Genomic DNA, 21,362 nt, shown 5'->3' with positions numbered 1-21,362 from the left:
GAGAACATGACGTGAGAAAGATAGGCGAGCGGCGTTGGGCGGGCAGATAATGGATTCGGACGGTTCGCGTCCCCTCGTCCATCCTCGTCAGGATCTCACCCGCGTGACGCTGGCGGTGCTGTTCATCGGCAGTCTTCTCATCGCCAGCGTCTGGGTGATGCAGCCGTTTCTGCCGGCGATCGTATGGGCCACGACGTTGGTGCTTGCCACCTGGCCGCTCATGCTCTGGTTGCAGCGCCACACCGGCAACCGCCGCGGCCTTGCCGTCCTGATCATGACGCTGACCTTGCTGCTGCTTGTGATCGTGCCCTTCTGGCTGGCGCTCAGCACGGTCATCGCGAACATCGACAAGGTTGGCGACCTGGTCCGGACTATCCTGTCGATGCGACTGCCACCGCCACCCAGCTGGCTGGAGGGAGTGCCCCTGGTTGGAGCACGCGCTGCCGAAGCATGGGAGAAACTGAACTCGGCGGGCGTTCAGGAACTGGTCCAAAGACTGACCCCTTATGCCGGAACGCTGACCTACTGGTTCGCGTCAGCCACCGGAAGTTTGGGTGGCATGTTCATACATTTCCTGCTGACGACCGCGATTGCCGCGGTCATGTATTCGGGCGGTGAACGGGCCGCCGCCACCGCAATTCTCTTCGGTCGCCGGCTGGGCGGCGTTCGTGGAGAGACCGCGGTAAAGCTAGCCGGCCAGGCGATCCGAAGTGTGGCCCTGGGCGTAGTGGTTACCGCCGTTGCGCAAAGCGCTGTAGCGGGTATCGGGCTGGCCGTAGCCGGCGTGCCCTATGCCGCCGTGCTCATGGCATTGATCTTCATTTTGTGTCTGATCCAGCTCGGTCCGGTCCTGGTAATGGCTCCGGCAGTGATCTGGATGTATTATTCGGGCGACACGCTTTGGGCGACGGTGTTGCTGGCCTTTACCATCGTCGCCGCGACGATGGATCAATTTATTCGCCCTGTTCTCATCCGCAGAGGCGCCGACTTGCCTATGCTGCTTATCCTGGCCGGGGTCATCGGCGGCCTGGTAGCGTTTGGCATACTGGGCATTTTCATAGGCCCGACGGTTCTGGCGGTCGCCTATACGCTCTTCAACACGTGGATAGGGGACGGTGATGATCAAGAACCGCCTGGGGCAACGCCATGAAGGCGGCTACGCGTGCGCGCTTTGTGGTGGGCGGCACACCAAGGCCAAATCGGCGGCTAGAGCTTGATGTCGCCGCGGCGGGCGGTTCACCCTCCAAGCGCTATAGTAGTAATATCCAAGACGCTACCGATCACCGCCATGGCCAGAGCCATCGGCCAAGGTTCTGCCTATACATTTGCCAACCCGTGCGCCGATCAAAAACAGCATGGTGACGGCTACCGTGTTCGACACGCGCATTGCACGTCGGCAGATCACCGATGAACAGGAACGGCATGCTGGGCGGAAGCGTCGATACGACGACCAGGGAAGTCGTGATCCCCATGTGAGACATAGGCCAGTCACTTACTAAGCCGCGGCAAGTTCACTCTTGCCCTTCCCAGCTGCCTGGTTTTGGGCTATCATGATTGTTGGCCTTCTGAACCAGGAGAGTACGGCTTTCGCCCCTTGGTTTGCAGCCTGCGGCTGCACCTACTCGATGCCGCGTCCAGCCGCCGGAAAAACTGCCGACCATCGGGACTTATCAGTCCCGCTACGCCTTCGGCCGCAAAGCCGTTGGTTGCTGCCTCTGCAAACGGGGGCGGCTTCGGCTGAACCGAGGACCGAATCCACTGATATCGAAGTCGCCGGCGGAAGGCCGGATCGCGCGCTTGCCAGAACTTGCGACGAGTTCGGCTGCCGGTTGAAGGTAGATATTGTCATCACCTATGGAGCACCGCCACTGTCGCAGCCAATGACGCAACTTCGGTTCATCACAATCTAGCTGCGCGAATGGAAGGAGGAAGATATGTCTGACACATCGAAGCAAGGCGACTGGACCAAGCCCGCGGCCATGGCGATTCCCAAAGGGGGCTTCTTCGAGGATCAAGTTAAGCAAGGCAGATACGGTCCGGTCTTTCCCCAGACTCCGGCTTGCTACGGCTTCAGCGTCATCGCGAAGGTCATCCCGGGAAGGGAAGAGCACTTATACAACCACGCCAAGGTCATAGAGAAAGCAATCGCAAACGACCCTACCACCCTCGCCATACTCCAAGCGCATTACCTGAGATGGGTGATCTTCACCATCAAGGGTGAGAGCTATATGATGTATCAGGGCATCTTTGACACCGACTTCGACAAATACTGCGAAGACGCCTCTTTCCTGTTCGGAAAGACGGGTATCCAGTCTGCCTTTGAGGCCCTCGAAGGCTGGCCGGAGGACTACGCGACAAATCCTGCGTCGATCGTCAAGTTCTTCCGCGACCACCATTGGCCGAGCTTTCTCGAATACAGCGAACATCCCTATGTAAGTTGCGAAGAAATCAAGAAAGCACTCAAGCTCAAAGCGGCATTCTCAACCGCGCTCGACCAAATGCAGTGAACTGGGCGCAGGCGCATGCTTGAATTCGACGACATCCAACACATCGTGCTGACGCGCGTGCCCGCGCTCACGGGGCGATACGAATTCCTTTCATTTCGCAACGCCGCGGGCGGACGCGCCTGGCTATCCGCGATTCTTGAAAAGGTGCAGTCGGCCGCAGAGGTCCGAGAGGCGACAGAGATAGGCGACCATTGGGTGAGCGTAGCCTTCACCTGGAATGGATTGCGGTCCCTCGGATTGGACGCGGCTTCGCTCGCCACGTTCCCAGACGAGTTCAGGCAAGGCATGGTCGCTCGCGCGGAGATGCTCGGCGACACCGGACGGAACCATCCTGACAACTGGGTGGGCGGCCTTGCCAGTCAGGATCTCCACGCCATCGTTATCTTGTTTGCACGCGCTGCCGAGGAGCGCGATCGCTGTGAGGTCGAACATGCAAACCTCGTGGCACGGTGCGAAGGCGTTGGGGTGCTATCAACGCTCGACCTAGAGGCGACGCCGCCATTCGACCATGCACATGATCACTTCGGCTACCGCGACCGGCTCAGCGAGCCGGTCATGGAAGGCACCGGAGAGATCCCGACACCCGGCTCCGGGGCACCCCTCAAACCCGGCGAATTCATCCTAGGGTACCCGGACGAAGACGGACCACCCTCCAAATTGCCGCAACCTGAAATTCTATCCCGCAACGGCAGCTACATGGCTTATCGCCGGCTGGAAGAGCATGTCGGCAATTTTCGTGAGTTCCTGCGCGAGCATGGAAAGACACTCGACGAACAGGAGCTGATTGCGGCAAAGCTGATGGGCCGTTGGCGCAGCGGCGCACCGTTGGTGCTGTCACCCGACAAGGATAATCCGGCGCTCGGTGCGGATCCGCATCGAAACAACGACTTCAACTATAAACAGATGGACCCGCATGGCTATGCGGTGCCGCTCGGCGCGCACGTGCGGCGCATGAATCCCCGTGACACGGCGCCCAATATGAACCGCCGCCGCATGATCCGCCGCGGCGCCACCTATGGCCCTCACCTGCCTGAGAGCGCTGCCGAAGACGGGGCCGAGCGCGGCATTGCCGCTTTCGCGATCTGCGCGAGCCTCATCCGGCAGTTCGAGTTCGCACAAAACGTGTGGGTCAACGACAAGAACTTCCATGAACTCGGCAATGAGCGCGACCCGATAATCGGCAACCAGGACGGTACGCTCGAGTTCAAAATCCCCAGACGCCCAATCCGCAAAAAGATCACCGGCCTTCCAGCATTCACCACCCTCAGGGGCGGCGCCTACTTCTTCCTTCCTGGTATTAAGGCGTTTCGATACCTCGCGGCGCTCGGCGACGCCAAGTCAGCCCAGCCATAAATGCGGGAGAACGACCATGAGCACATTGCCACCAGCTCGCACCTACAACCAAGAGCACATTGCCCGCAAATACACACCGGGCAAACGCCGCATGAGCATCTACTGGACGTGGAGTTACCCTTGGGAATCCCAGCGCGACCCTGCGGCGATGGAAAACCGCTTCTCGACGATGACCGAAGTCCGCACCGTCCTGTGGCCGAATTACGAGACGCCGGAGTGGAGCGCGGCACAATTTCTACAAGGGATTGCGGGTACGCTGGAGCTTTTCCACCGTTCCACGCTCAGCTTCCAGCGGATTGCCGGCGAGGCCACCGGTCACCCGGTCGCCGTTTTCCAGCGCATTGACCAGGCGGGTTTCAAGCTGCCGATCGACGAAAGGATTCTGGCAGATACCGACACGCTCATGGTGTTTGGACTCGACCACATCCTCTCCGAGCAGGAAGCCGCGCCAGAGGAAGTCGCCGCCATCGGCGAGTGGCTCAAGCGCGAAGGCACCTGCCTGCTGCTCGCGCCGCACCACGATGTCGGTTTCACCGATGACCTCGAGCAGCGCCAGATGGAATACCGCCACCACCGCGATGCACTCGTGCCGCGCCAGCAACGCTTCGGTCAATATACCCGTTCGCTGATGAAGGCTCTCGACGTCCCAGTGCATAACATGTGGGGTCTCAGGCCAGCGCTCGTCAAAGGCACGAAGGAGATCGCACCGCTTACAGCCTTTCGGGACATCGACAAGCTGGGTCTGCTCAAAAACGTCCCTACACTCAATTTCCATCCACACCTGCCGCACTATGAGCTGACCACCAAGGACACCAAGTCGGTGCATTTGCTGGCGCGCCAGCCTATTGATCGCGACCGTCCCCATCCCTTCACCGCAGCCGGCAACACTGAGTTCAATTGCCTGCTCTGGATGCCGCCAAATCAGCAGCGCGTCGGCGACATCGTGCTCGTGGACTCGACGAACTTCACCACCCTGTTCGGCGGCACGGACAGTCTGGCGAACTTTTGGCGAAATCTCGCACTGATGAAATAAGCGCCGCTCGGTCGTTGCCAACGGCATTGACCGCGTACGCGGCTCCGTACGGAGACAGCCCATGCTGATGGACTTGTTGAACAAAGCGGTCACTGTGGCCATGCTTGGTTTTGTGGTTTCAAGCATGCTGGCAATGGGTTCGGGGCTCACCATCCGGCAGATCGTTGAACCGCTGCGCAATGCCCGTCTGGTCCTGCTTGCGCTGTTGGCCAATTTCGTCTTGATGCCCCTTGGCGCGCTTGCCTTGGCGAAAGTGCTCTGGCTCGATAACCCCTTCGCAGTCGGACTGTTGGTACTCGGGTGCGCGGCGGGAGCGCCGTTCTTGCCGAAGCTCGCCGAACTTGCCAAGGGCAACCTCGCGTTCTCCGTTGGCGCGATGGTGCTTCTGATGGTTGTCACGGTCGTTTACCTGCCTGTCGTCATGCCCTTGCTGCTCCCGGGGGTCACTGTTGATCCGTGGAACATTGCTCGCTCCCTCGTTCTCCTCATGCTACTCCCGCTCGCCATCGGACTTGCCCTGAAGGCGCGATACGAAGAATTGGCCAGTCGGGTGAAGCCCATGCTCGACTGGATTTCCAACATCAGCCTCATCCTGCTGATGTTGTTAATCACTGCAGCGAACATCGACAAGGTTCTACAAGTCTTCGGCACACGAGGAATTCTTGCAGGGCTTCTGTTTATCGCATTGGGCTTTGGGATTGGCTGGTTGCTCGGCGGTCCTGAGACCGACACGAGACGGGTCATGGCGCTCGGTACTAGCCAGCGCAACATTGCCGCTGCACTCGTGGTCGCGAACCAAAGCTTCAGCGACCCACAAGTGGTCGTAATGGTAATTGTTGTCGCGATCGTCGGATTGATCATCCTCATGCCGCTTTCTCGTGCGTTGGCCAATCGTTGAGCCAACACGGCATGGTCGCCCAGCGATCGATGGGTCGTCCGCAGTGCCGCGTCGCGGCTCGCCGCCGATACCGCCTACGGCGATGGCAGGTTCCTCGGCTGGCTCGTCGATCAGAACATCGCGCCGCACATTCCGGTCTGGGACAAGAGTCAGCGCGATGACGGGACCTTCAGCCGCGCTGACTTCATCTTCGATCCGGACCAGAACCAGTTCACCTGTCCCGCCGGCAAGCTGCTCATGCAGTATCGCCGCAACTTCACGGTTCCGCGCGCGGACAATGCGAGCGGTGGGAACCGGAACTACCGGGCCAGCAAACGAGACTGCCACCTGTGTGACCTCAAGACCCGCTGGCGTCTGAAAACGCCGGTGCGCGATATGCTACGCAGCGTCCATGAAGACGCTCGCGACCACGCGGTCAGTTGGCAGATACGCCCGAGTTCGAGCAATCGCCGCAACGAGCGAAAGAAGATCGAGATGATGCCGGAAATGGCGCGACCGAACCGGCCGAAGGATTCGGTTCCGCCGTACAGCCGCGACGCGGGTTTGCCCTTCGGATGATGTCGAGTTTTCATCGGTTCCCTGACGAGAACCGCCTCGACATTAGCGGCTGACCTCCGTTCCTGCCTGTGATATCGTCAGTTACCTTCCGTGCCGAAGGAAATGCGCCAAACCTCGGTCCCTCGGCAGTGACACGTCCCACTGGACGCCAGAGGAGCGCCTTCGATGACAAGCAAGTCACGAAACCTCTTAATGCCCTTTCAGGTGTCCGCCGCGGCGCTGGTCCTTGCAACTGGATTGGGAGGATCCGCCAGTGCCGATGACGCGGAGGCTAGGCACCTGCTCAAGGCGATGTCGGACTACCTCGCAGCGCAGAAGGCTATATCGTTCGGATACGACACCAACCTCGAGGTCGTCACCAAGGATGGCCAGAAGCTTCTGCTGGCGAGTTCCGGCGCGGTCGATCTCGCCCGGCCCGACAAGTTCCGCGGCAGCCGCCACGGCGGGTTCGCCAATGTGGAGATGGTCTTTGACGGCAGGACGCTGACGCTGCTGGGCAAGGATGCCAACCAGTACACCCAGGTCGATGTCCCGGGCACGTTGGACCACCTGGTCAATGAACTGCGGGACAAGTACCAGAGGCCGATCCCGGGCGCCGACCTTCTGCTGTCGAACGTCTATGACGAGCTGATGCGTGATGTGACCGATGTCAAGGATCTCGGCAGCGGCGTGATCGGCGGCACGGAGTGCGATCACCTGGCGTTTCGGACGCAGGAGGTCGACTGGCAGATCTGGATCGCCCAGGGCGAGCATCCCTATCCCTGCCGCTATGTCATTTCCAGCAAGTCCATCGATCAGGCGCCGCAATACAGCATTCAGATCACGGACTGGAAGACCGGCGACGAGGTTGCACCGGACGATTTTGCCTTCAAGGTGCCGGACGGCGCCAAGAAGATCGATCTGAAGGAACTAGCCGACATCGACGAGTTGCCGGCACATCTCTCGCCAGGAGGCAGCAAATGACCATTTCAAGAAGACTGAGAATTGTGCTGCTTGCCGGCACCGTCGGGTTCATGGGACTCGAAGCCCCATTGCAGCTTACGTTCCCCGGCGCGAATGGCATTGTCTCCACAGCCGAGGCCAGAGTCGGGCGTCCGCTCACGCCGGTCAGCGTCGCCGGGGTGGCGAGGCGGTCGGCGCGGCGTTGCGCGGCCGGAGTGACCTGCTGAAGACCTGAACGAAAAAGTGCGGTCGGCGTCCTGATCGGACTTCGGAGAACGGGTTGCTGTCACGGTCGAAAAGGACGTGACAGCAACCACGATCCTCGCGAAGCCTGGCGCGGCGCGCCATCTCATCCACACTTGCCTCATCCTTCGTTTACGCAATTTCAAGCTTGTAGCCGATGTAGGCCTTGGAAAATTGCCACAAAAGATCCGCTACTAGACTAGCAGAACCGTGACGCCGTGCAGGAGGCCTTCCACCAACCGCGACCATGGTTGACTGGACCGCCCGACGAAAACCAGCCAGCCTACGGCCGCCGCTATCACGAGCGCCGGACCTCCCCGGACGATCAATACCTTAGAAGCGTGCTGGCGAGCGTGACCGGTCCGCATTTGCTGGCGAGAGTTTGCGCTGCGCGACCTACCCCGGCGACAATTTTCGGTAGCAGGAGGGCGTAGATGCCGATCCACAGCAGGCCTCGCATTTCTGGATCGTTGAAGGGAACCGGCCGGGCGATTTCGCGACCTATCTGATCTCCGACTTCTTGTGGCAGCGCTTCAGCGCCATCTCCCTCTGGATACTCATCAGAGAGTCCGCGTCGACGTCTCCGGGATTGATCTCGCGGGATGATTTTCGACTGGTCGGCTGTTGCGTTGTTCGAGCATGCCAGCGACCTTGTCCAAGCCTGCCAGTCGACCTCTGCGTCCCTCACGCAGTAAGGGATCTTACACCGCGCCAGGAAACGGCCCGATACGGCAGGGGGGGTATGCAGCTAGTAAGATATTACTGTCGAGATCGGTGATCCACCGCTTACCTTTTGCTGACGCCGGACAATTGGCCTACGCGCGGGTTGACTGCGCGGCGATCCATTTGGCGGTGACCTGCTGGACAGCGGAGATGAAGAGGGCCGTGGTGATCCCGAACATCATCAGACCATTGGCAGCCTGAAGCGGTCCAAGCAGCCGCATCCGACCATCTAGCACGATGTCACCATAACCGAGCGAGGTGAAGGTCACGCCCGAAAAATACATCGCCGTTTCAAAGTCCTCAAATGCACCGAGCAGTTTGTAGAGCAATGCCCAAAACGCAACCTGGACGATGTTGCCGATCATGAGCACCACCATCAGAATCGAGAATTGCAGGAAAATCCCGCGCAACGGCTTTGGGCCGAGCGGTTGCTTCGAGGCCTGGGCGAAGTAACGCGCGGCGAACACCGATGCCAGCACCTGAAGTGCAAGGCATGCCAACATCGCCAGCAGGCCGAGTGTAATAACCGCGATCATGGCGACGGATCGTCAGTCTGCGGCCCGCCCGGGCCATGCCGCAGCCACTCCATGAGCAGGACGTAGCCAACGGCGAGGAGAACAGGGCCTACAAACAGGCCGAGAAGGCCGTCTGCGACCATGCCGCCAATCACACCAATGAGAATGACCGGCATTGGAACTTCAAGTCCGCGTCCGAGCATCAATGGTTTGAGGAGGTTGTCGCTGAGCCCGGCAATGACGGTCCAGATCGAAAAGATGATCGCCGGCGTGGTCGCTTCGGTCGCAAGAACATAGGCTATGACAGGCAGTGTTACCAGCACTGCCGGCACCTGCACGATGGCAAACAATAGCACCACGAGCGTCAAAACACCGGCCGATGAAAGACCTATGGCAAAAAAGCCTGCCCCAATCAGCAGCGACTGGATGACCGCTACGCCCACGACGCCGACCGCCACACCGCGGATCGTAGCGGCGGTCATCTCAACCAGCCGCGGGCCTTGTGCCTTGCTGCCAGTGATACGTTCCAACAGGCGACTGGCGAATTCGGTAGCGCCGTCGCTATAGGCGATGAGCACGGCAGCGACTGCGAACGAAAGTACGAAAGACAATTGACCGGCGGCTAAACCGCCCGCGAACGACGCCAGCCATGCTGCAATCCCGCTTAGCTGCTGGCCGTACTTGGCAAGCGCCGCAGGCATGTTTGTTGCCACGAGTGACCATGTCTCTGTTAGCTTTTGGCCGACCAGCGGCAGGTCTGCGAGCCGCGGAGGCGGTGGCGGCACGGTCAGGCTGCCGTCTTGCAAGCCCGAGACGAACGCAAGAATGGACGATCCAAGCGACGTCACCACCATTACCAACGGCACCAGCATCAGCGCAACGCTGACCAACCCGATCAACATCGCTGACCAGCGATTGCCGACCCGGAGGACCAAGCGTCGGTGCAGCGGATAAAGCATCACCGCGAGGATCACCGACCAGAGCAGGATGCCAGTAAAGGGCAATATGATGCGGCTACAGGCAAAGATCAGTAAGGCTACAAGTGCGATCTGAAGCACCGCGTCGAGCATTCTCAAGAGCGACGGTGGGCGCTCAGGGATTGTCACGTTCGGGTCCATGTAGCTGCCCCCCTTCCCAGCCATCTGGATTTCCCAGGTAGCTCCGTGCTCCGCCTGACTATTTACCTGTTTCGGCCTTCCTGCAAGACAGCCGCAAAAATGCTCGCTGGCGCCTTGGACAGGCCATTGAGAAGCCCGATGAGCCTCAGCCTGGCGCGGTTATGTGGACGGATTCCTTGAATTAGGCATCGCATCGGTGCCCGTTGCGATGGCGACAGCTGAGGACTAAATTGCCATTCCAACACAGGTGCCGGCGCAAGCAAAGCCGCGGCGCGACGGCCGTGATCTTAGAGGGGAAACGTCATGGCATCGGATGCAACTGGAGCCTCTCGCGATCATTCTCCAAATGCAGTGGGCGCGCCTCTGAAAGAGAGGAACCCGCAGCGCACGGTCGCAATTACCGTATTGCTTGTGGCTTTCCTTTTGTTCGTCGTGACGGTTTTCATGGAGCGGCGCACTCCTTCATCCTCGCAGGCGACCGTCAGTGCATATGTCGTTGGCGTAGCGCCGGAGGTTACCGGGCGGGTCATTGAAGTGGGCGTGACTGACAACAGCGCCGTGACGCCCGGCCAGATGCTGTTTCGCCTGGACCCGGAACAGTACCGGCTTGCCGTTGCGGAGGCGGAAGCACGCCTTGCAGGGGTAGGTCAGTCGATCGGCGCTTCGACTGCGGCCGTCGATGTCGCCCAGGCTCGGGTGGTGGAGGCGAAGGCAGTCCGCGTCAACGTCCAGGATCAAGCCACCCGCGCGATGGAACTTGTCAGGCGCGGTGTCTATGCCCAGGCGAAGTATGATGAGGCCGCGGCCGCGCTGGTTCAGGCAGATGCAGGTGTGGATGCAGCCGAAGCCGACCTCGCGCGGGCTCAGGAGGAGCTTGGACCCGCAGGAAAGGACAATCCGCAGTTGAAGGAGGCGCTTGCGGCGCTTGAAAGCGCTCAGCTTGATCTGCTGCGCACGACGGTTTCAGCGCCGGCGGAAGGCGTGGTCACCAATCTTCAGCTTTCCGTCGGAGGCATGGTCAGCGCTGGCGAGAGTGCAATGACCTTCATCGATACCGGCACGATTTGGATCACGGCCGCGTTCAAGGAAAACAGCCTCGAGATGGTTGCCGCAGGCGACCGTGCGGAGGTGTTTTTCGATATCCTCCCCGGTCAGATTTTTGCCGCCACCGTTGAGGGCATCGGGATGGGGGTGGCTCAGGGAAGCGTCGACCCAGCGACGGGCCTGCCGAAGATTTCCACAGACACTGGATGGGTGAGAACACCGCAGAGCTTTCCCATCCGCCTGGTTCTCGACGAAGGGCGGCCCAAGGGCGTGCGGTACGGTTCGCAGGCGAATGTGGTGATCTATACCGGGGACCACCCGGTCACCAATGCGCTCGGCAGCATCTGGATCCGAGTTCTGTCGATCCTTACCTATGTCAGTTGACACGCATCTTTTGTACGAGGCGGACCGCGTTAATGTAAGGCGCAAGGGTCTGCGCATAGCGCTTGCCGTTGCGGTCGGCTTTTCCTGGTTGGTCTATTCGGGGGCTATCATCCCCTTCCTTGGGCCGTTGTTTGCGGCACAGTTTCTAATCTCCAGTTCCCGCCCTATGCCGTTGCAAAAGGCGTTGGCAGTCACGGTGCTCATTCTTGTTGTCGGAGCACTTTTGCAATTCGTAACGGTGCTGACTGGCGACCGGCCGCCGGTTCTGCTGCTGCTGCTCGGGCTGATTTACTTTGGATGTTTCTACCAGCAGGCGAACGGCAAGGGCGGCCCCACAATCTTTCTTGTCCTGGTCATAGCGGTTATGGTGCCGCTCCTCACAATTCTGAACGAGGATCTCGGCGACACCATTCTTATGATCCTGGTTCAGAGTGTGGTGACCGGAATGCTTTTGATGTGGCTGGCCCATGTACTAATCCCGGACAGAGGTAGCCCCGCCCTTAAGGCCGCGACGGCGACGACATATCCGCATGCGGCACGCTACGCTGCCGCCAACACCGCCATACTCCTGATCGCGGTGGTTGCCTGTCTGACACGCGAAGGGCTGGCAACGGCGATTGTCATTCCGATAACAGTCGTGTCACTGCTGTCCCAATTCGACGTCGCAGCCAGCACGCGCGCGGCCTTGGGGATCGTGATAACCAATGTTACTGGAGGCTTGGCCGGGTCCGTCGCATTCGGATTGCTTCAGGTATGGCCGTCCCACATTTTCCTCTTTCTATTGGTACTGCTGGCCGGGTTGGTGTTTGGCGGTCGTGCTGCCATGCGTGCGCCGGCCGCCAAACTTTACGCTGGCGCCTTGACGATCTTCCTCCTCGTATTCGGAACAGGCGTGTCACCGCTTCCGGGGTCTGCCGCCGAGTCCTTTTCCACCCGGGCCACTTACATACTGGTGGCCATCGCCTATGCGATCTTCATGACAACGTTGCTTTGGCCTCGGCAGGAAGACAGTCGCGATCGAACGCTTGTCGGCGACTGACGTGCGCCACTTCGGGTACGAAGCGGCTGCTCAGCCTGGGCTTCGACATTTTCGGGCCAACGCTGCACCCTCACCACGGGCGCCATTGCCCCGCGAGCGGCTTAGTCCAAGGGACAATTCTTCCGGTCTGCGAACAGGAAGGACGCGCCATTTCTTGGCATTCCCGGCGCTTCTCCGAAGCTGACCTTCGCGCAAGGGCTCGAGTCGACCCGCTCCAGTCGTTCGAACTCGAGCGCCCAACGGCGCAAGTCGATCAAAACGTGCAATCCACGGGCCTCTAGATAGCGTTAGCCAATAATTGCGAAGGCTAGTAGAAATGGACCCTGGAGGTACCAGCACAGCCATGGGCGAGGAGTATGTTGAGCGTCGGCTGGCAGCCATACTGGCTGCCGACGTCGTTGGCTACAGCCGGCTGATGGAGGCAAATGAAGAGCGCACTTTGGAAGCGCTCCGCCAGCATCGCCGTGAGTTCTTCGATCCTACCGTCGCCAAGCACGGTGGGCGCATCTTCAAGGTGATGGGCGACGGCTTTCTGGTCGAGTTCGGCAGCGTCCTCAACGCAGCGCGCTGTGCTGTTGAAATCCAGCGCGGCATGCTCGAGCGCAATGCCGGCGTCCCCGAGGACCGGCACATCAAATTCCGCATCGGCATCCATCTGGACGACATTATCGTCGACGGCGAGGACTTTTATGGCGATGGCGTCAACTTGGCGGCACGGCTCGAAGGTCTTGCCCGCCCGGGCGGGATTGCCTGCTCGGCGGTGGTGCGCAACCAGGTCGGCCACAAGCTCGAATTGGAATTCGTCGACCAGGGTCAGAAGACCGTCAAGAACATCGTCCAGCCCGTGCATGTCTATTTTGTCAATCTTGCGAGCCCACCTGCGGATGGCGCCCCCCGGGCCGCGACGGACAGTCAGTCACGGATGCGCTCCGACAAGCCGTCGGTGGCGATCCTCCCCTTTACCAACATGAGCAACGACCCTGAGCAGGAATTCTTCAGCGACGGCATCACTGAGGACATCATCACCGACCTCTCGAAGGTTTCGGGCCTGTTCGTGCTCGGCCGCAACACGGTATTCACCTACAAGGGCAAGGCCGTCGACCTGGAAGGCATCGCCAGGCAGCTGGGCGTTGCGTATCTGGTCGAGGGTAGCGTCCGCAAGGCCGGAAACCGTGTCAGGATCAACGCCCAGTTGATCGACGGCTCGACCGGCGGCCACCTGTGGGCGGACCGCTTCGACCGCGACCTCTCTGGCATCTTCGCTGTTCAGGACGAGATCACCCACGCCATCGTCGAGCAACTCAAGGTCAAGCTTCTGCCGCAGGAGAAGAAAACAATCGAGCAGTCGCCGACCGACAGCGTCGAGGCCTACACTCATTATCTGAGAGGCCGCCAAATCTTTCACTCAGGGACAAGATCGTCGCTGACGCTTGCCCGACGAATGTTCGCAAGAGCTGTCGAATTGGACCCGCGCTATGCCCGTGCTTATGCCGGCATCGCCGATTGCGATTCGCGTCTCTATTCCAAGCACGGCGTCAGGATGCCCGTCGATGAAATCCTGGCGACCATTGACAACGCCCTGGCAATAGACCCGAATCTAGCTGAGGCCCATGCCGCGCGCGGCTATGCCCTGATGGTAGCCGACCGCCGCGCCGAGGCGCCCTCCGCTTTCCAGCGGGCGCTTGCCCTCGACCCCAATTGCCATGAAGCGCATTATCATTATGCGGACTTCTGTGTGACCGCAGGTGACTTCCAGAGGGCTGCGGAGCACTACATTCGCGCTCTGGAATTAAAGCCCGACGACTATCTTTCCCCTTGTCTCCTCTTGAATACCCTGCGATCGCTCGGGCGCACTCAGGAAATGGAAACTTATGCGCGCCTCGGCTTTAAGCGAGCCAAAGAGGCTCTCAACCTGCATCCGGAAGAATCCAAGGCTGCACAGATGGCCGCAGCTGCGCTCGTGACATTGGGTGAAAGCGACCAGGCGAAAGAATGGCTCGCGCGAGCGCTAGCGATCGATCCCGACGACAGTGGTGCTCGCTACAACGCTGCTTGTGTCTATTCGTTGCTGGGGGAGCCCGACCGAGCGATCGACCTTCTGGAGACGTACTTGCAGCAGGTGGGGCCTGACCTAAGGCTGCGGTTCAAGAACGATTCCGATCTTGACCCTATCCGTAGCCATCCCCGCTATCAGAAGCTGCTCGCACTGGCGGGATAGCGAAAGGCGAACTGAAATGCCTCCTTATTGCCGCTTCTCGCTCCGTCTTCCCGAGAAGGCGAACGACGACCTTCCACGGCTTTCATGACCTTCTGCCAGGAAAATGGAAAGGCGAGGTTCACGATTTCGCGTCGAGCAATGACGCGATCGCGCCTCATTGCCGCCGTTGCCTGATGTCTTCCGAGAACGTGCCTATCTTAGGCTAGAGCCCGTTATGCCGGGCGGTCAGAGGTACGGTTCGGCATCAAGCTGCGATTGCTGCTCATTGTGGCCTTGCCGGTGTTCGGAAAGTTACCACATAGCAGCATCAGGCAACAAACCAGCCCGTCACTTCCAGAAGGCGCGGGTCTCTTCGAGGTTTCGCCACAAGGCCTTTGCGCCGACCCAGCCAAATTCGGCGCGCGCCTGGCTCGCCCCGATCACCCATCCGACGGCACGCTGCGTGTCCGGACCACCAGCGCCGGGCGCTTCCGCTCCCGACAGCATGGTTCTGACGGTCGCCGCATCGTTCAGATCGCCGAAGACCGTCTGAAGTTTCTTCAAGCGTTTCAGGAATGGATCGACACGCTTGGCCGGGTACAAGGGAGAGAAGAACTCGACCGCATAGCGCAATTTTTTTAGCTCCTTCCGCAACTCGTGGCGCTGCTCCACTGTCAGTGTCTCAAGTCCGCGTGCACGCTTGCCAACCTTCTTCCAGCGCTTGCCGAGCGCCTGGCTGGCCAACTCCGCGACCGGCGCCGCCAGCCGTCCGGTCTGGTCGAAATCCTGCGGAACGAGCCAGCCTCGGGTCTCCACGAACCGCGCCAGATCGATCAGGAACGCCTGTACGCGCCCGGCGGCCAGAAGTTTGCGAAGGGGCTCGCGCAGCTCCGCCGCTTGCTGTGAGAGCGCATGCGAAAGGGCGGAGAGTCCGGCTTCATCCGGATGAGCCACTGCCTCTCGCTGCACGATATCGTTCGCCACCACGTCGAGATCCCTGAGGCGCCCGACCTCCTGGCCAAGCCAGCGCGCCTCGTCATTGAGACGTGCCGTTTCCGGACTCCTGAGCACGGCGGCGAAGACGGAATACACGCTGCGCAAGCGGCGCAAACCAATCCGCAACTGATGCGGTCCCTCGGGGTCATCCAGTTGCCGAACCACCGTGATATTCGTGGCGATCTGGTCGAGGCATTCGCGCAGCACGTCGCGCGCCGCCTGCTCGGCGACCTGAGCCGGATCGAGCGCGACGTTTACCGCGTTTCGGGGTGCAAGCGGCAAATCGATCCGTCCCTCTTCGGCGAGCAGATAGCCGCGCGCCGCCTTGGAAAGCCGGGAAAACCTCAAGCCGCCATCGGGAAACAGCACCTGTGCGATGTCGAACAATCCGCCGGGGCTGCCCTCGATGAGTTCGATCTCCACTTCATGCAACTTGGCCGAGCGCTCGCCGGCGCGGATTTCGCCGACGTCGATTGCCAACTCCGCGCGTGTGCCGTCGTCAAGCGAAAGTTCGCTGGCGGAGCGCCTGATCACGGTCTCGCAGACCGGCTGAAGCGGCGCGCCACTCACGCGATGGACGACCTCCTCTCGGACTGCTGCGTCCGGAATCGCTTCGAGACACAGCCGCCCACCCGGAGCCGGGTTCTCCACCTCGCCAACCTGCGAGAGGCCGCCATGCAGCTCGGCCCTGGTCTTGACAGTCTGTATCCATCGCCGCCCGTCGCGCCGGAGCCTTAACGCGATCCCCGCCTTCTTCAGCGCGTGTTCGGGAGTGTCCAAATAGATGCTTCTGAGCGTTCTCGTTTTTGGGCTGCCGCTGGCCAGCTTCCGCGCCTTCGCGCGCCCCCAAAGCTCGCTCGAGGTCAGTTCGTCGAGGAGAAATTTCAACTCAATTTCGCGCATATGACAGATTTGCGACAGCTTTGTTACAGCCCTAACGCATCCGCCACGCACCCGCAAGCGACGGCAGGGTGTAGCACGGGAAGCTGTCGCGTGCTGCACGACTGGCAGTTGTGGAGGCCGATCTTGTATGGCGCGCCGGAGAGGATTAAACTGAGCACTGGAGCGTCTTTTCTTCTCCGATGAGATCGTCCGTAGAGGTCCGCTCATGATGCAGTGGACGGCTCTTCGACAAGGGTTCAGCCTCTTTTGGCTGAAGGAAAGGTTGCTGATACATGCCGGCTAGTAAGGACGCCACTCGGCGGGCCTTGCGCTTCCCAGTGCTCGCTAGCCTTTCAGGCTATCAGCCGGGCTGGATCCGAAGCGATGTCTCCGCCGGGCTCGCCGTTGCCGCAGTTGGGCTTCCCAGTGCCATCGCTTATCCGGCGATAGCGGGGCTGCCGCCTGAGACCGGCATTTACGCCAGCATAGCGCCGCTGATCGCCTACGCGTTCTTTGGCCCCTCGCGTCAGCTCATAGTCGGTCCGGACGCGGCAACGATGACGGTGCTTGGGGCGGCATTGGTCGCCGTTACAGCGAGCATACCAGCCGGACTTGCAGTGGACCGCACTGCGGTCGCTGCAATCCTCGCGCTTGGCGTGGGTTTGTTTTGCTTGGCGGCGTGGGTGCTTCGGCTCGGCGTTCTTGCGACCTTCCTGTCGCGTCCCATCCTGACGGGATTCTTCATCGGCGTCTCGTTTTCGATCCTGGTTGGGCAGATCGATCGCTTTACCGGGGTGGACATTGAGGCGGAAGGCCTGCTCAGACCGGTCCTCGAACTTCTGCGCAAGGCCGGATCGATACATTGGCCGTCTCTCGTGCTTGCCTTGGGGATGTTCGGTTTGTTGCAGATCGTGCGGATCATTCGTTTTCCGGTTCCCGGGCCAGTGCTGGTTGTGGTGCTCTCCGTGGTGCTTTCGGCGGTCTTAGACCTTGAAGGACGCGGCATCGCTGTGGTCGGCGATATCCCTACGGGTCTGCCCTCGCTGACGTTGCCACGGATCGCTGACCTTCCGTTCGAAACGTTGGCCCTGGGCGCTGCGGCGATCTTCCTCGTGAGCTACGGTGCGGGCGTTATTACGGCCCGCAGCTTTGGGGCAAAGGGCGGCTACCCGGTCGATCCGAACCGCGAACTCATCGGATTTGGTGCTGCGAATATAGCCGCTGGCCTTTTCGGCGCCTTCCCTGTTACAGCTTCCGACTCGCGCACGGCAGTCAACCTGACCGTTGGCGGGCGCTCGCAAGTGACAAGTATTGTGGCCGCCGCGACGTTGATCGCGACACTGCTGTTTCTCGGGCCGGCCCTCAGGATTATCCCGATCCCCGCGCTCGGTGCCATTCTAGCGGCAACTGCCATCAACCTGATCGACCTCGCCGCCCTTCGGCAGATTTGGCGCGTCAGCCGCATTGAGTTCGTCTTCGCGATCATTGCGATGTGGGGACCGATCAGCCTAGGCGTCCTCAACGGCGTTGTCATCGCGATCGGTGCGACACTGGTCTATGTTCTGCGCAAGCTCATGTTTCCCCGCGACGCCATGCTCGGCCGCGTTCCGGGCCGTGGCGGCTTCTACAAGCTGCATCGAACGCCCGAGGCCCGTCAGGTGCCCGGCCTCGCCGTTTGCCTCATTCAAGGCAGCCTGCTGTTCTTCAACACCGACTACGTCGCATCGCGGCTGCGGTCCATTGCCGAGGAATTGCCGGCCGACACACGCTGGCTGCTGATTGATGCAAGTGCAATTTCCCAGATCGACAGCTCGGCAGCGGCAATGCTGGAGGAGCTATGTGACGAATTGCGCAATCGCGGGATCAGGCTTGGCGTAGCGGAGCTTCACGCCGAAGCGCGCGATATCCTTGTTCGCGCCGGCGTGATCGAGCGCATTGGCTCCGACATGGTCTTCGACATTCTCGAAGAGGCGTATCATGCGTTCGAGGCCCAAGCGTGACAGTTCAGGGACTCTCCTGCTGTCACCCAACTGTCATTTTAATGGCTGCGTGCCAGTGGAGTGGAGGAAGACATGAGTAAGAAGAATAGAGACAGGGCGGCGGCTACGATATCCGAACCGGCGGAGGAAGCGAAATCGGGAGGAAAAAAATATGCGAAGGAACTCGCCCGGTTGCATGTTGAGCTTGCCCACCTTCAGGCCTGGGTGAAGAAGTCTGGTGCCCGCATCGCGATCATTTTCGAGGGCCGTGACGCCGCCGGGAAAGGCGGCGTGATCAAGCGCCTGACCGAGCGGGTCAGCCCACGAGTGTTCCGCGTCGTCGCCCTGCCGGCTCCGACCGATCGGGAGAAGACCCAGATCTACATGCAGCGCTACATCCAGCACCTGCCCGCCGGAGGCGAGATCGTGATATTCGACCGCTCCTGGTACAACCGTCCTGGCGTCGAACGCGTCATGGGTTTCTGTAGCGACAAGCAGGCGCGGCGCTTTCTCGAACAGGCACCGACGTTTGAAACCGCCCTGGTCGAAAGCGGCATAACGCTGCTCAAATACTTCCTCGATGTGAGTGAGGAAGAACAGGAGCGGCGTTTCCGACAGCGGGCCGACGACCCCCTTCGACAGTGGAAACTGAGCCCGATGGATGTCGAATCGTACAAGCGCTGGTGGGATTACACCCGCGCTTACGACGAGATGATCCGTGCAACAGACACAAGGCATGCGCCCTGGTGGATTGTGCCGTCGAACGACAAGAAGCGCGCGCGCATCAACTGCATTTCGCACATTCTGAGCTCCATCCCCTATGAGCGCGTCGAGTTCGAAAAACCTAACTTCAGCAAACGCCAGAAGCGGCCCGACGACTTCGTGGACGATGCAACTCCGCGCAACGTGGTGCCGGACGTGCTTTGACCCAGCTATACACGCAGTTCAGAACCATTACCGGTTCCTATTTGGTTTCGGGCTCCCAATTTAAGAAGAAGCCGACGTCGCCAGGGATTCCACCGGGGAAGTTAATAATCATGGCCTTGAGTTTGTAACCTTGCGGCTTCGCATTCTTAACATAACGTTCGTACAACTGCTTGGCCTTACCCTGTAGCGTTTCAGTCCATTGCGGATCAGCACTGTTGATAGCCCGGCCGCTGTCGGTGCAAAGGTCCGACGGAAAGCTGTATACTAGTGCTTCGTACTTGCCATTCTTGACGGCATTCATCACGAGGCGGCGAACCATTGCAAGTTCATCATCACTCACTTGGTCCTTTAGGAAGCTGTTTGTGAACTTCGTGAGTTCCTCATTCTGCCGCGCTCGCAGCTTTTCTTCCTTGTCTGCCTCCGCCATCTGCTCCTCTAGGAGAGCCATTCGCAGTTGCTCAGCGCTCGGCGGCGCCACATTTATGTCTAAAGCTGTGTCTTTGATGTTGGCCATTTTCTCCTCCACTCGAAACCGTTCGAGAATAGAACACAGGGGCAGATCGACGTCTTGCCAATCTCGTTCGTTGGGCTCAATTCATGCCCACCCAACCGCAAGACGTAAATCAGCAGGGTAGTCGACTGAGGCAGGCTGCCAGCCGCACGTTGAAGGGATCGGCCGCCGCGGCAAGAAGTCTTGTCTTCGCAGTCCAGCTACCATTCGATGATGCCATGTGGGCACATCAAGGTCAAATTCGCGATAGGCGGTAGAATGTGTCGCGACAGGCCGCGCTAGTAGCAATTACCGGAATCGGCTTCCCGGGGCGAGCATGGGCGATAGGACCTGTTTGAGTGATACCCATTGCCATAATACCGGTCGCCATAATACCGGTTGCGGTAATACCGGTCGCGGTAATACGGTTCGCCATAATAGGATCCGCCATAATAGGATCCGCCATAATAAGGTCTGCCATAATAAGGTCTGCCGTAATAGGGTCCGCCGTAATACGGATCGCCGTAGAAGCCGCTTCGGTAATACCCGCCGTAGTAGCCGTTGTTGTTGGCGATCATGCTGCCGAGCAGCGCTCCAGCGACAAATGCGCCGGCGGGGAACCAAAAGTCGTTGTGCCTATGGTATCCCGGACGATAGTGGCGGTAGCCGCGATAACCCCTGTACCAGCCATCTCGAATTTGGATGACATCGGACTGCGCGCTTTGTGCCCTGGGCACGAAGATCGGTGCGGCATCAACTGGAACAGTGCTCGTAAGTGCAAAAGTGGCGACCAGGGAGGTCGCTATGCCTGACAGGAACCTCATGATCGCGTCCTCGCTGGTGGCAATGTTTGCCGTATGCGAAACGTCGACATTAACTGGAAGAAACGTCGTCGATCCAAATTTGTTCCCGAGACCGGCAAATTGTCTCAAGCCGCTCCGAACCTTTGACGGTCAGACAGGCCGCCGTCCCCAGAGCTACGGGCGCCGGCAACATCGATTCGCCTGCGTCCGGATGGGGATCCCCGCCGCCGAAAAAACTCCCGATGCGTTTTAAGCGAGAATACCAGACCCAGTGAGTAGATGATCAGTTCGGTGAGGTTGCCCAGCGTCGCATTGAGAAGGCCGCCCACCCGTATCGCCCGTCTTGGTCGCCACCGACTCGGTGGCGTAGCTCAGCAGCGCGGCCAGCGGCACGATCGCCAGCACGGAAAGCACAAAAAGCAGCGTGTGCTTCGGGCTCGAGTGCCTGGGCGACGAACACCGCAGGCACAAAGGCCAACAACCAGAGAACGGGATCGTCACGGATTTCTTTGAGCAAGGGGGGCCATGGATACGATCAGCGAAATACTGCTTGTCTTAGAACGAGCGCTGGCTGGTCCATGGCTTCAACCCCGCTAGCAGGCTTCCGAGCCATCAGTGCTGGTTGCCAAAAATGTCAGCTATCAGGCAGCGAAAGATAGTGTCCTGAAGGTTCTGCAAAAAGCTTTGGAGAGAGAACGGCCCTTGCTCTGAGGCGAGGGGCGGCCATGGCA

General features: G+C 60.0%; 18 protein-coding genes and 1 pseudogene. 13 read left to right on the top strand and 6 right to left on the bottom strand.

Annotated elements, in window-relative coordinates; genetic code table 11:
* Positions 1-49 precede the first annotated feature (49 nt).
* The 8 genes from ydiK (at position 50) to AC0L3L_RS32830 (ending at position 7,518) form a co-directional block, all read left to right on the top strand.
* A complete protein-coding gene (ydiK, locus tag AC0L3L_RS32865) occupies positions 50-1,150 on the top strand; it encodes an AI-2E family transporter YdiK (protein ID WP_473641376.1) in 1,101 nt (366 codons plus the stop codon).
* Between the two features lie 784 nt (positions 1,151-1,934).
* Positions 1,935-2,507, top strand: coding sequence for a hypothetical protein (locus tag AC0L3L_RS32860; RefSeq protein WP_123149399.1), 573 nt, complete (start codon positions 1,935-1,937; stop codon positions 2,505-2,507).
* Between the two features lie 15 nt (positions 2,508-2,522).
* Positions 2,523-3,860 (top strand): Dyp-type peroxidase, encoded by a 1,338-nt coding sequence (locus AC0L3L_RS32855; protein WP_473641374.1) that lies wholly within the window; start codon positions 2,523-2,525, stop codon positions 3,858-3,860.
* 16 nt (positions 3,861-3,876) lie between these two features.
* Positions 3,877-4,893, top strand: a complete 1,017-nt coding sequence (locus AC0L3L_RS32850) for a hypothetical protein (RefSeq protein WP_473641372.1) — start codon at positions 3,877-3,879, stop codon at positions 4,891-4,893.
* A 61-nt stretch (positions 4,894-4,954) separates the two neighbouring features.
* Positions 4,955-5,791 carry a bile acid:sodium symporter family protein gene (locus AC0L3L_RS32845; RefSeq protein ID WP_473641370.1) on the top strand — a complete coding sequence of 279 codons (837 nt, stop codon included), beginning with the start codon at positions 4,955-4,957 and terminating at the stop codon, positions 5,789-5,791.
* Positions 5,792-6,028: 237 nt separating this feature from the next.
* Positions 6,029-6,349: a hypothetical protein gene (locus tag AC0L3L_RS32840; RefSeq protein WP_473641368.1), complete on the top strand. Its 321-nt coding sequence runs from the start codon at positions 6,029-6,031 to the stop codon at positions 6,347-6,349.
* Positions 6,350-6,514: 165 nt separating this feature from the next.
* Complete coding sequence (locus tag AC0L3L_RS32835) at positions 6,515-7,312, top strand: DUF2092 domain-containing protein (protein ID WP_473641366.1); 798 nt, start codon at positions 6,515-6,517, stop codon at positions 7,310-7,312.
* Entirely contained in the window at positions 7,309-7,518 is a 210-nt protein-coding gene (locus AC0L3L_RS32830; protein WP_473641364.1) for a hypothetical protein, read from the top strand. The genes AC0L3L_RS32835 and AC0L3L_RS32830 overlap by 4 nt, the downstream gene beginning before the upstream one ends.
* Positions 7,519-8,349: 831 nt before the next feature.
* Here the strand turns inward: AC0L3L_RS32830 and AC0L3L_RS32825 are convergent.
* Positions 8,350-8,793, bottom strand: a complete 444-nt coding sequence (locus tag AC0L3L_RS32825; protein WP_258116371.1) for a potassium channel family protein — start codon at positions 8,791-8,793, stop codon at positions 8,350-8,352.
* Complete coding sequence (locus AC0L3L_RS32820) at positions 8,790-9,890, bottom strand: AI-2E family transporter (protein ID WP_473641362.1); 1,101 nt, start codon at positions 9,888-9,890, stop codon at positions 8,790-8,792. Before AC0L3L_RS32820 ends, AC0L3L_RS32825 begins: the two co-directional genes overlap by 4 nt.
* A 303-nt stretch (positions 9,891-10,193) precedes the next feature.
* On the opposite strand from AC0L3L_RS32820, the gene AC0L3L_RS32815 reads away from it, so the two are divergent.
* The 3 genes from AC0L3L_RS32815 to AC0L3L_RS32805 all read left to right on the top strand — a co-directional run bounded on the left by AC0L3L_RS32815 (position 10,194) and on the right by AC0L3L_RS32805 (position 14,575).
* On the top strand, positions 10,194-11,318 hold the full coding sequence (locus AC0L3L_RS32815; protein WP_473641360.1) for an HlyD family secretion protein: 1,125 nt from the start codon (positions 10,194-10,196) through the stop codon (positions 11,316-11,318).
* Entirely contained in the window at positions 11,308-12,357 is a 1,050-nt protein-coding gene (locus tag AC0L3L_RS32810; RefSeq protein ID WP_473641358.1) for a DUF2955 domain-containing protein, read from the top strand. The genes AC0L3L_RS32815 and AC0L3L_RS32810 overlap by 11 nt, the downstream gene beginning before the upstream one ends.
* 343 nt (positions 12,358-12,700) lie before the next feature.
* On the top strand, positions 12,701-14,575 hold the full coding sequence (locus AC0L3L_RS32805; protein WP_473641407.1) for an adenylate/guanylate cyclase domain-containing protein: 1,875 nt from the start codon (positions 12,701-12,703) through the stop codon (positions 14,573-14,575).
* 327 nt (positions 14,576-14,902) lie between these two features.
* Here AC0L3L_RS32805 and AC0L3L_RS32800 read toward each other — a convergent pair whose 3' ends face one another.
* On the bottom strand, positions 14,903-16,453 hold the full coding sequence (locus tag AC0L3L_RS32800; protein WP_473641356.1) for a CYTH and CHAD domain-containing protein: 1,551 nt from the start codon (positions 16,451-16,453) through the stop codon (positions 14,903-14,905).
* Between the two features lie 272 nt (positions 16,454-16,725).
* Here AC0L3L_RS32800 and AC0L3L_RS32795 point away from each other — a divergent pair, with 272 nt between their 5' ends.
* Both AC0L3L_RS32795 and ppk2 read left to right on the top strand, forming a co-directional pair.
* A complete protein-coding gene (locus AC0L3L_RS32795) occupies positions 16,726-18,432 on the top strand; it encodes a SulP family inorganic anion transporter (RefSeq protein WP_473641355.1) in 1,707 nt (568 codons plus the stop codon).
* A gap of 72 nt (positions 18,433-18,504) precedes the next feature.
* Positions 18,505-19,338: a polyphosphate kinase 2 gene (gene ppk2, locus AC0L3L_RS32790; protein WP_473641405.1), complete on the top strand. Its 834-nt coding sequence runs from the start codon at positions 18,505-18,507 to the stop codon at positions 19,336-19,338.
* Positions 19,339-19,375: 37 nt separating this feature from the next.
* On the opposite strand, the gene AC0L3L_RS32785 is transcribed toward ppk2, so the two are convergent.
* The 3 genes and pseudogenes from AC0L3L_RS32785 to AC0L3L_RS32775 all read right to left on the bottom strand — a co-directional run.
* Complete coding sequence (locus AC0L3L_RS32785) at positions 19,376-19,852, bottom strand: histidine kinase (protein WP_473641353.1); 477 nt, start codon at positions 19,850-19,852, stop codon at positions 19,376-19,378.
* A gap of 275 nt (positions 19,853-20,127) precedes the next feature.
* On the bottom strand, positions 20,128-20,760 hold the full coding sequence (locus AC0L3L_RS32780) for a hypothetical protein (RefSeq protein WP_473641351.1): 633 nt from the start codon (positions 20,758-20,760) through the stop codon (positions 20,128-20,130).
* Between the two features lie 149 nt (positions 20,761-20,909).
* Positions 20,910-21,148, bottom strand: a pseudogene (locus AC0L3L_RS32775) (calcium/proton exchanger); the annotation flags it as partial.
* Between the last annotated feature and the right edge of the window lie 214 nt (positions 21,149-21,362).

Source organism: Mesorhizobium sp. WSM4849, from assembly GCF_055811385.1.
This window is presented reverse-complemented; position numbering and strand designations above follow the sequence as displayed.

Bases quoted from the DNA above. Each gene is read 5' to 3' on its own strand.
- ydiK (WP_473641376.1), top strand. From the start codon at position 50: ATGGATTCGGACGGTTCGCGTCCCCTCGTCCATCCTCGTCAGGATCTC.
- AC0L3L_RS32860 (WP_123149399.1), top strand. From the start codon at position 1,935: ATGTCTGACACATCGAAGCAAGGCGACTGGACCAAGCCCGCGGCCATG.
- AC0L3L_RS32855 (WP_473641374.1), top strand. From the start codon at position 2,523: ATGCTTGAATTCGACGACATCCAACACATCGTGCTGACGCGCGTGCCC.
- AC0L3L_RS32850 (WP_473641372.1), top strand. From the start codon at position 3,877: ATGAGCACATTGCCACCAGCTCGCACCTACAACCAAGAGCACATTGCC.
- AC0L3L_RS32845 (WP_473641370.1), top strand. From the start codon at position 4,955: ATGCTGATGGACTTGTTGAACAAAGCGGTCACTGTGGCCATGCTTGGT.
- AC0L3L_RS32840 (WP_473641368.1), top strand. From the start codon at position 6,029: ATGCAGTATCGCCGCAACTTCACGGTTCCGCGCGCGGACAATGCGAGC.
- AC0L3L_RS32835 (WP_473641366.1), top strand. From the start codon at position 6,515: ATGACAAGCAAGTCACGAAACCTCTTAATGCCCTTTCAGGTGTCCGCC.
- AC0L3L_RS32830 (WP_473641364.1), top strand. From the start codon at position 7,309: ATGACCATTTCAAGAAGACTGAGAATTGTGCTGCTTGCCGGCACCGTC.
- AC0L3L_RS32825 (WP_258116371.1), bottom strand. From the start codon at position 8,793: ATGATCGCGGTTATTACACTCGGCCTGCTGGCGATGTTGGCATGCCTT.
- AC0L3L_RS32820 (WP_473641362.1), bottom strand. From the start codon at position 9,890: ATGGACCCGAACGTGACAATCCCTGAGCGCCCACCGTCGCTCTTGAGA.
- AC0L3L_RS32815 (WP_473641360.1), top strand. From the start codon at position 10,194: ATGGCATCGGATGCAACTGGAGCCTCTCGCGATCATTCTCCAAATGCA.
- AC0L3L_RS32810 (WP_473641358.1), top strand. From the start codon at position 11,308: ATGTCAGTTGACACGCATCTTTTGTACGAGGCGGACCGCGTTAATGTA.
- AC0L3L_RS32805 (WP_473641407.1), top strand. From the start codon at position 12,701: ATGGGCGAGGAGTATGTTGAGCGTCGGCTGGCAGCCATACTGGCTGCC.
- AC0L3L_RS32800 (WP_473641356.1), bottom strand. From the start codon at position 16,453: ATGCGCGAAATTGAGTTGAAATTTCTCCTCGACGAACTGACCTCGAGC.
- AC0L3L_RS32795 (WP_473641355.1), top strand. From the start codon at position 16,726: ATGCCGGCTAGTAAGGACGCCACTCGGCGGGCCTTGCGCTTCCCAGTG.
- ppk2 (WP_473641405.1), top strand. From the start codon at position 18,505: ATGAGTAAGAAGAATAGAGACAGGGCGGCGGCTACGATATCCGAACCG.
- AC0L3L_RS32785 (WP_473641353.1), bottom strand. From the start codon at position 19,852: ATGGCCAACATCAAAGACACAGCTTTAGACATAAATGTGGCGCCGCCG.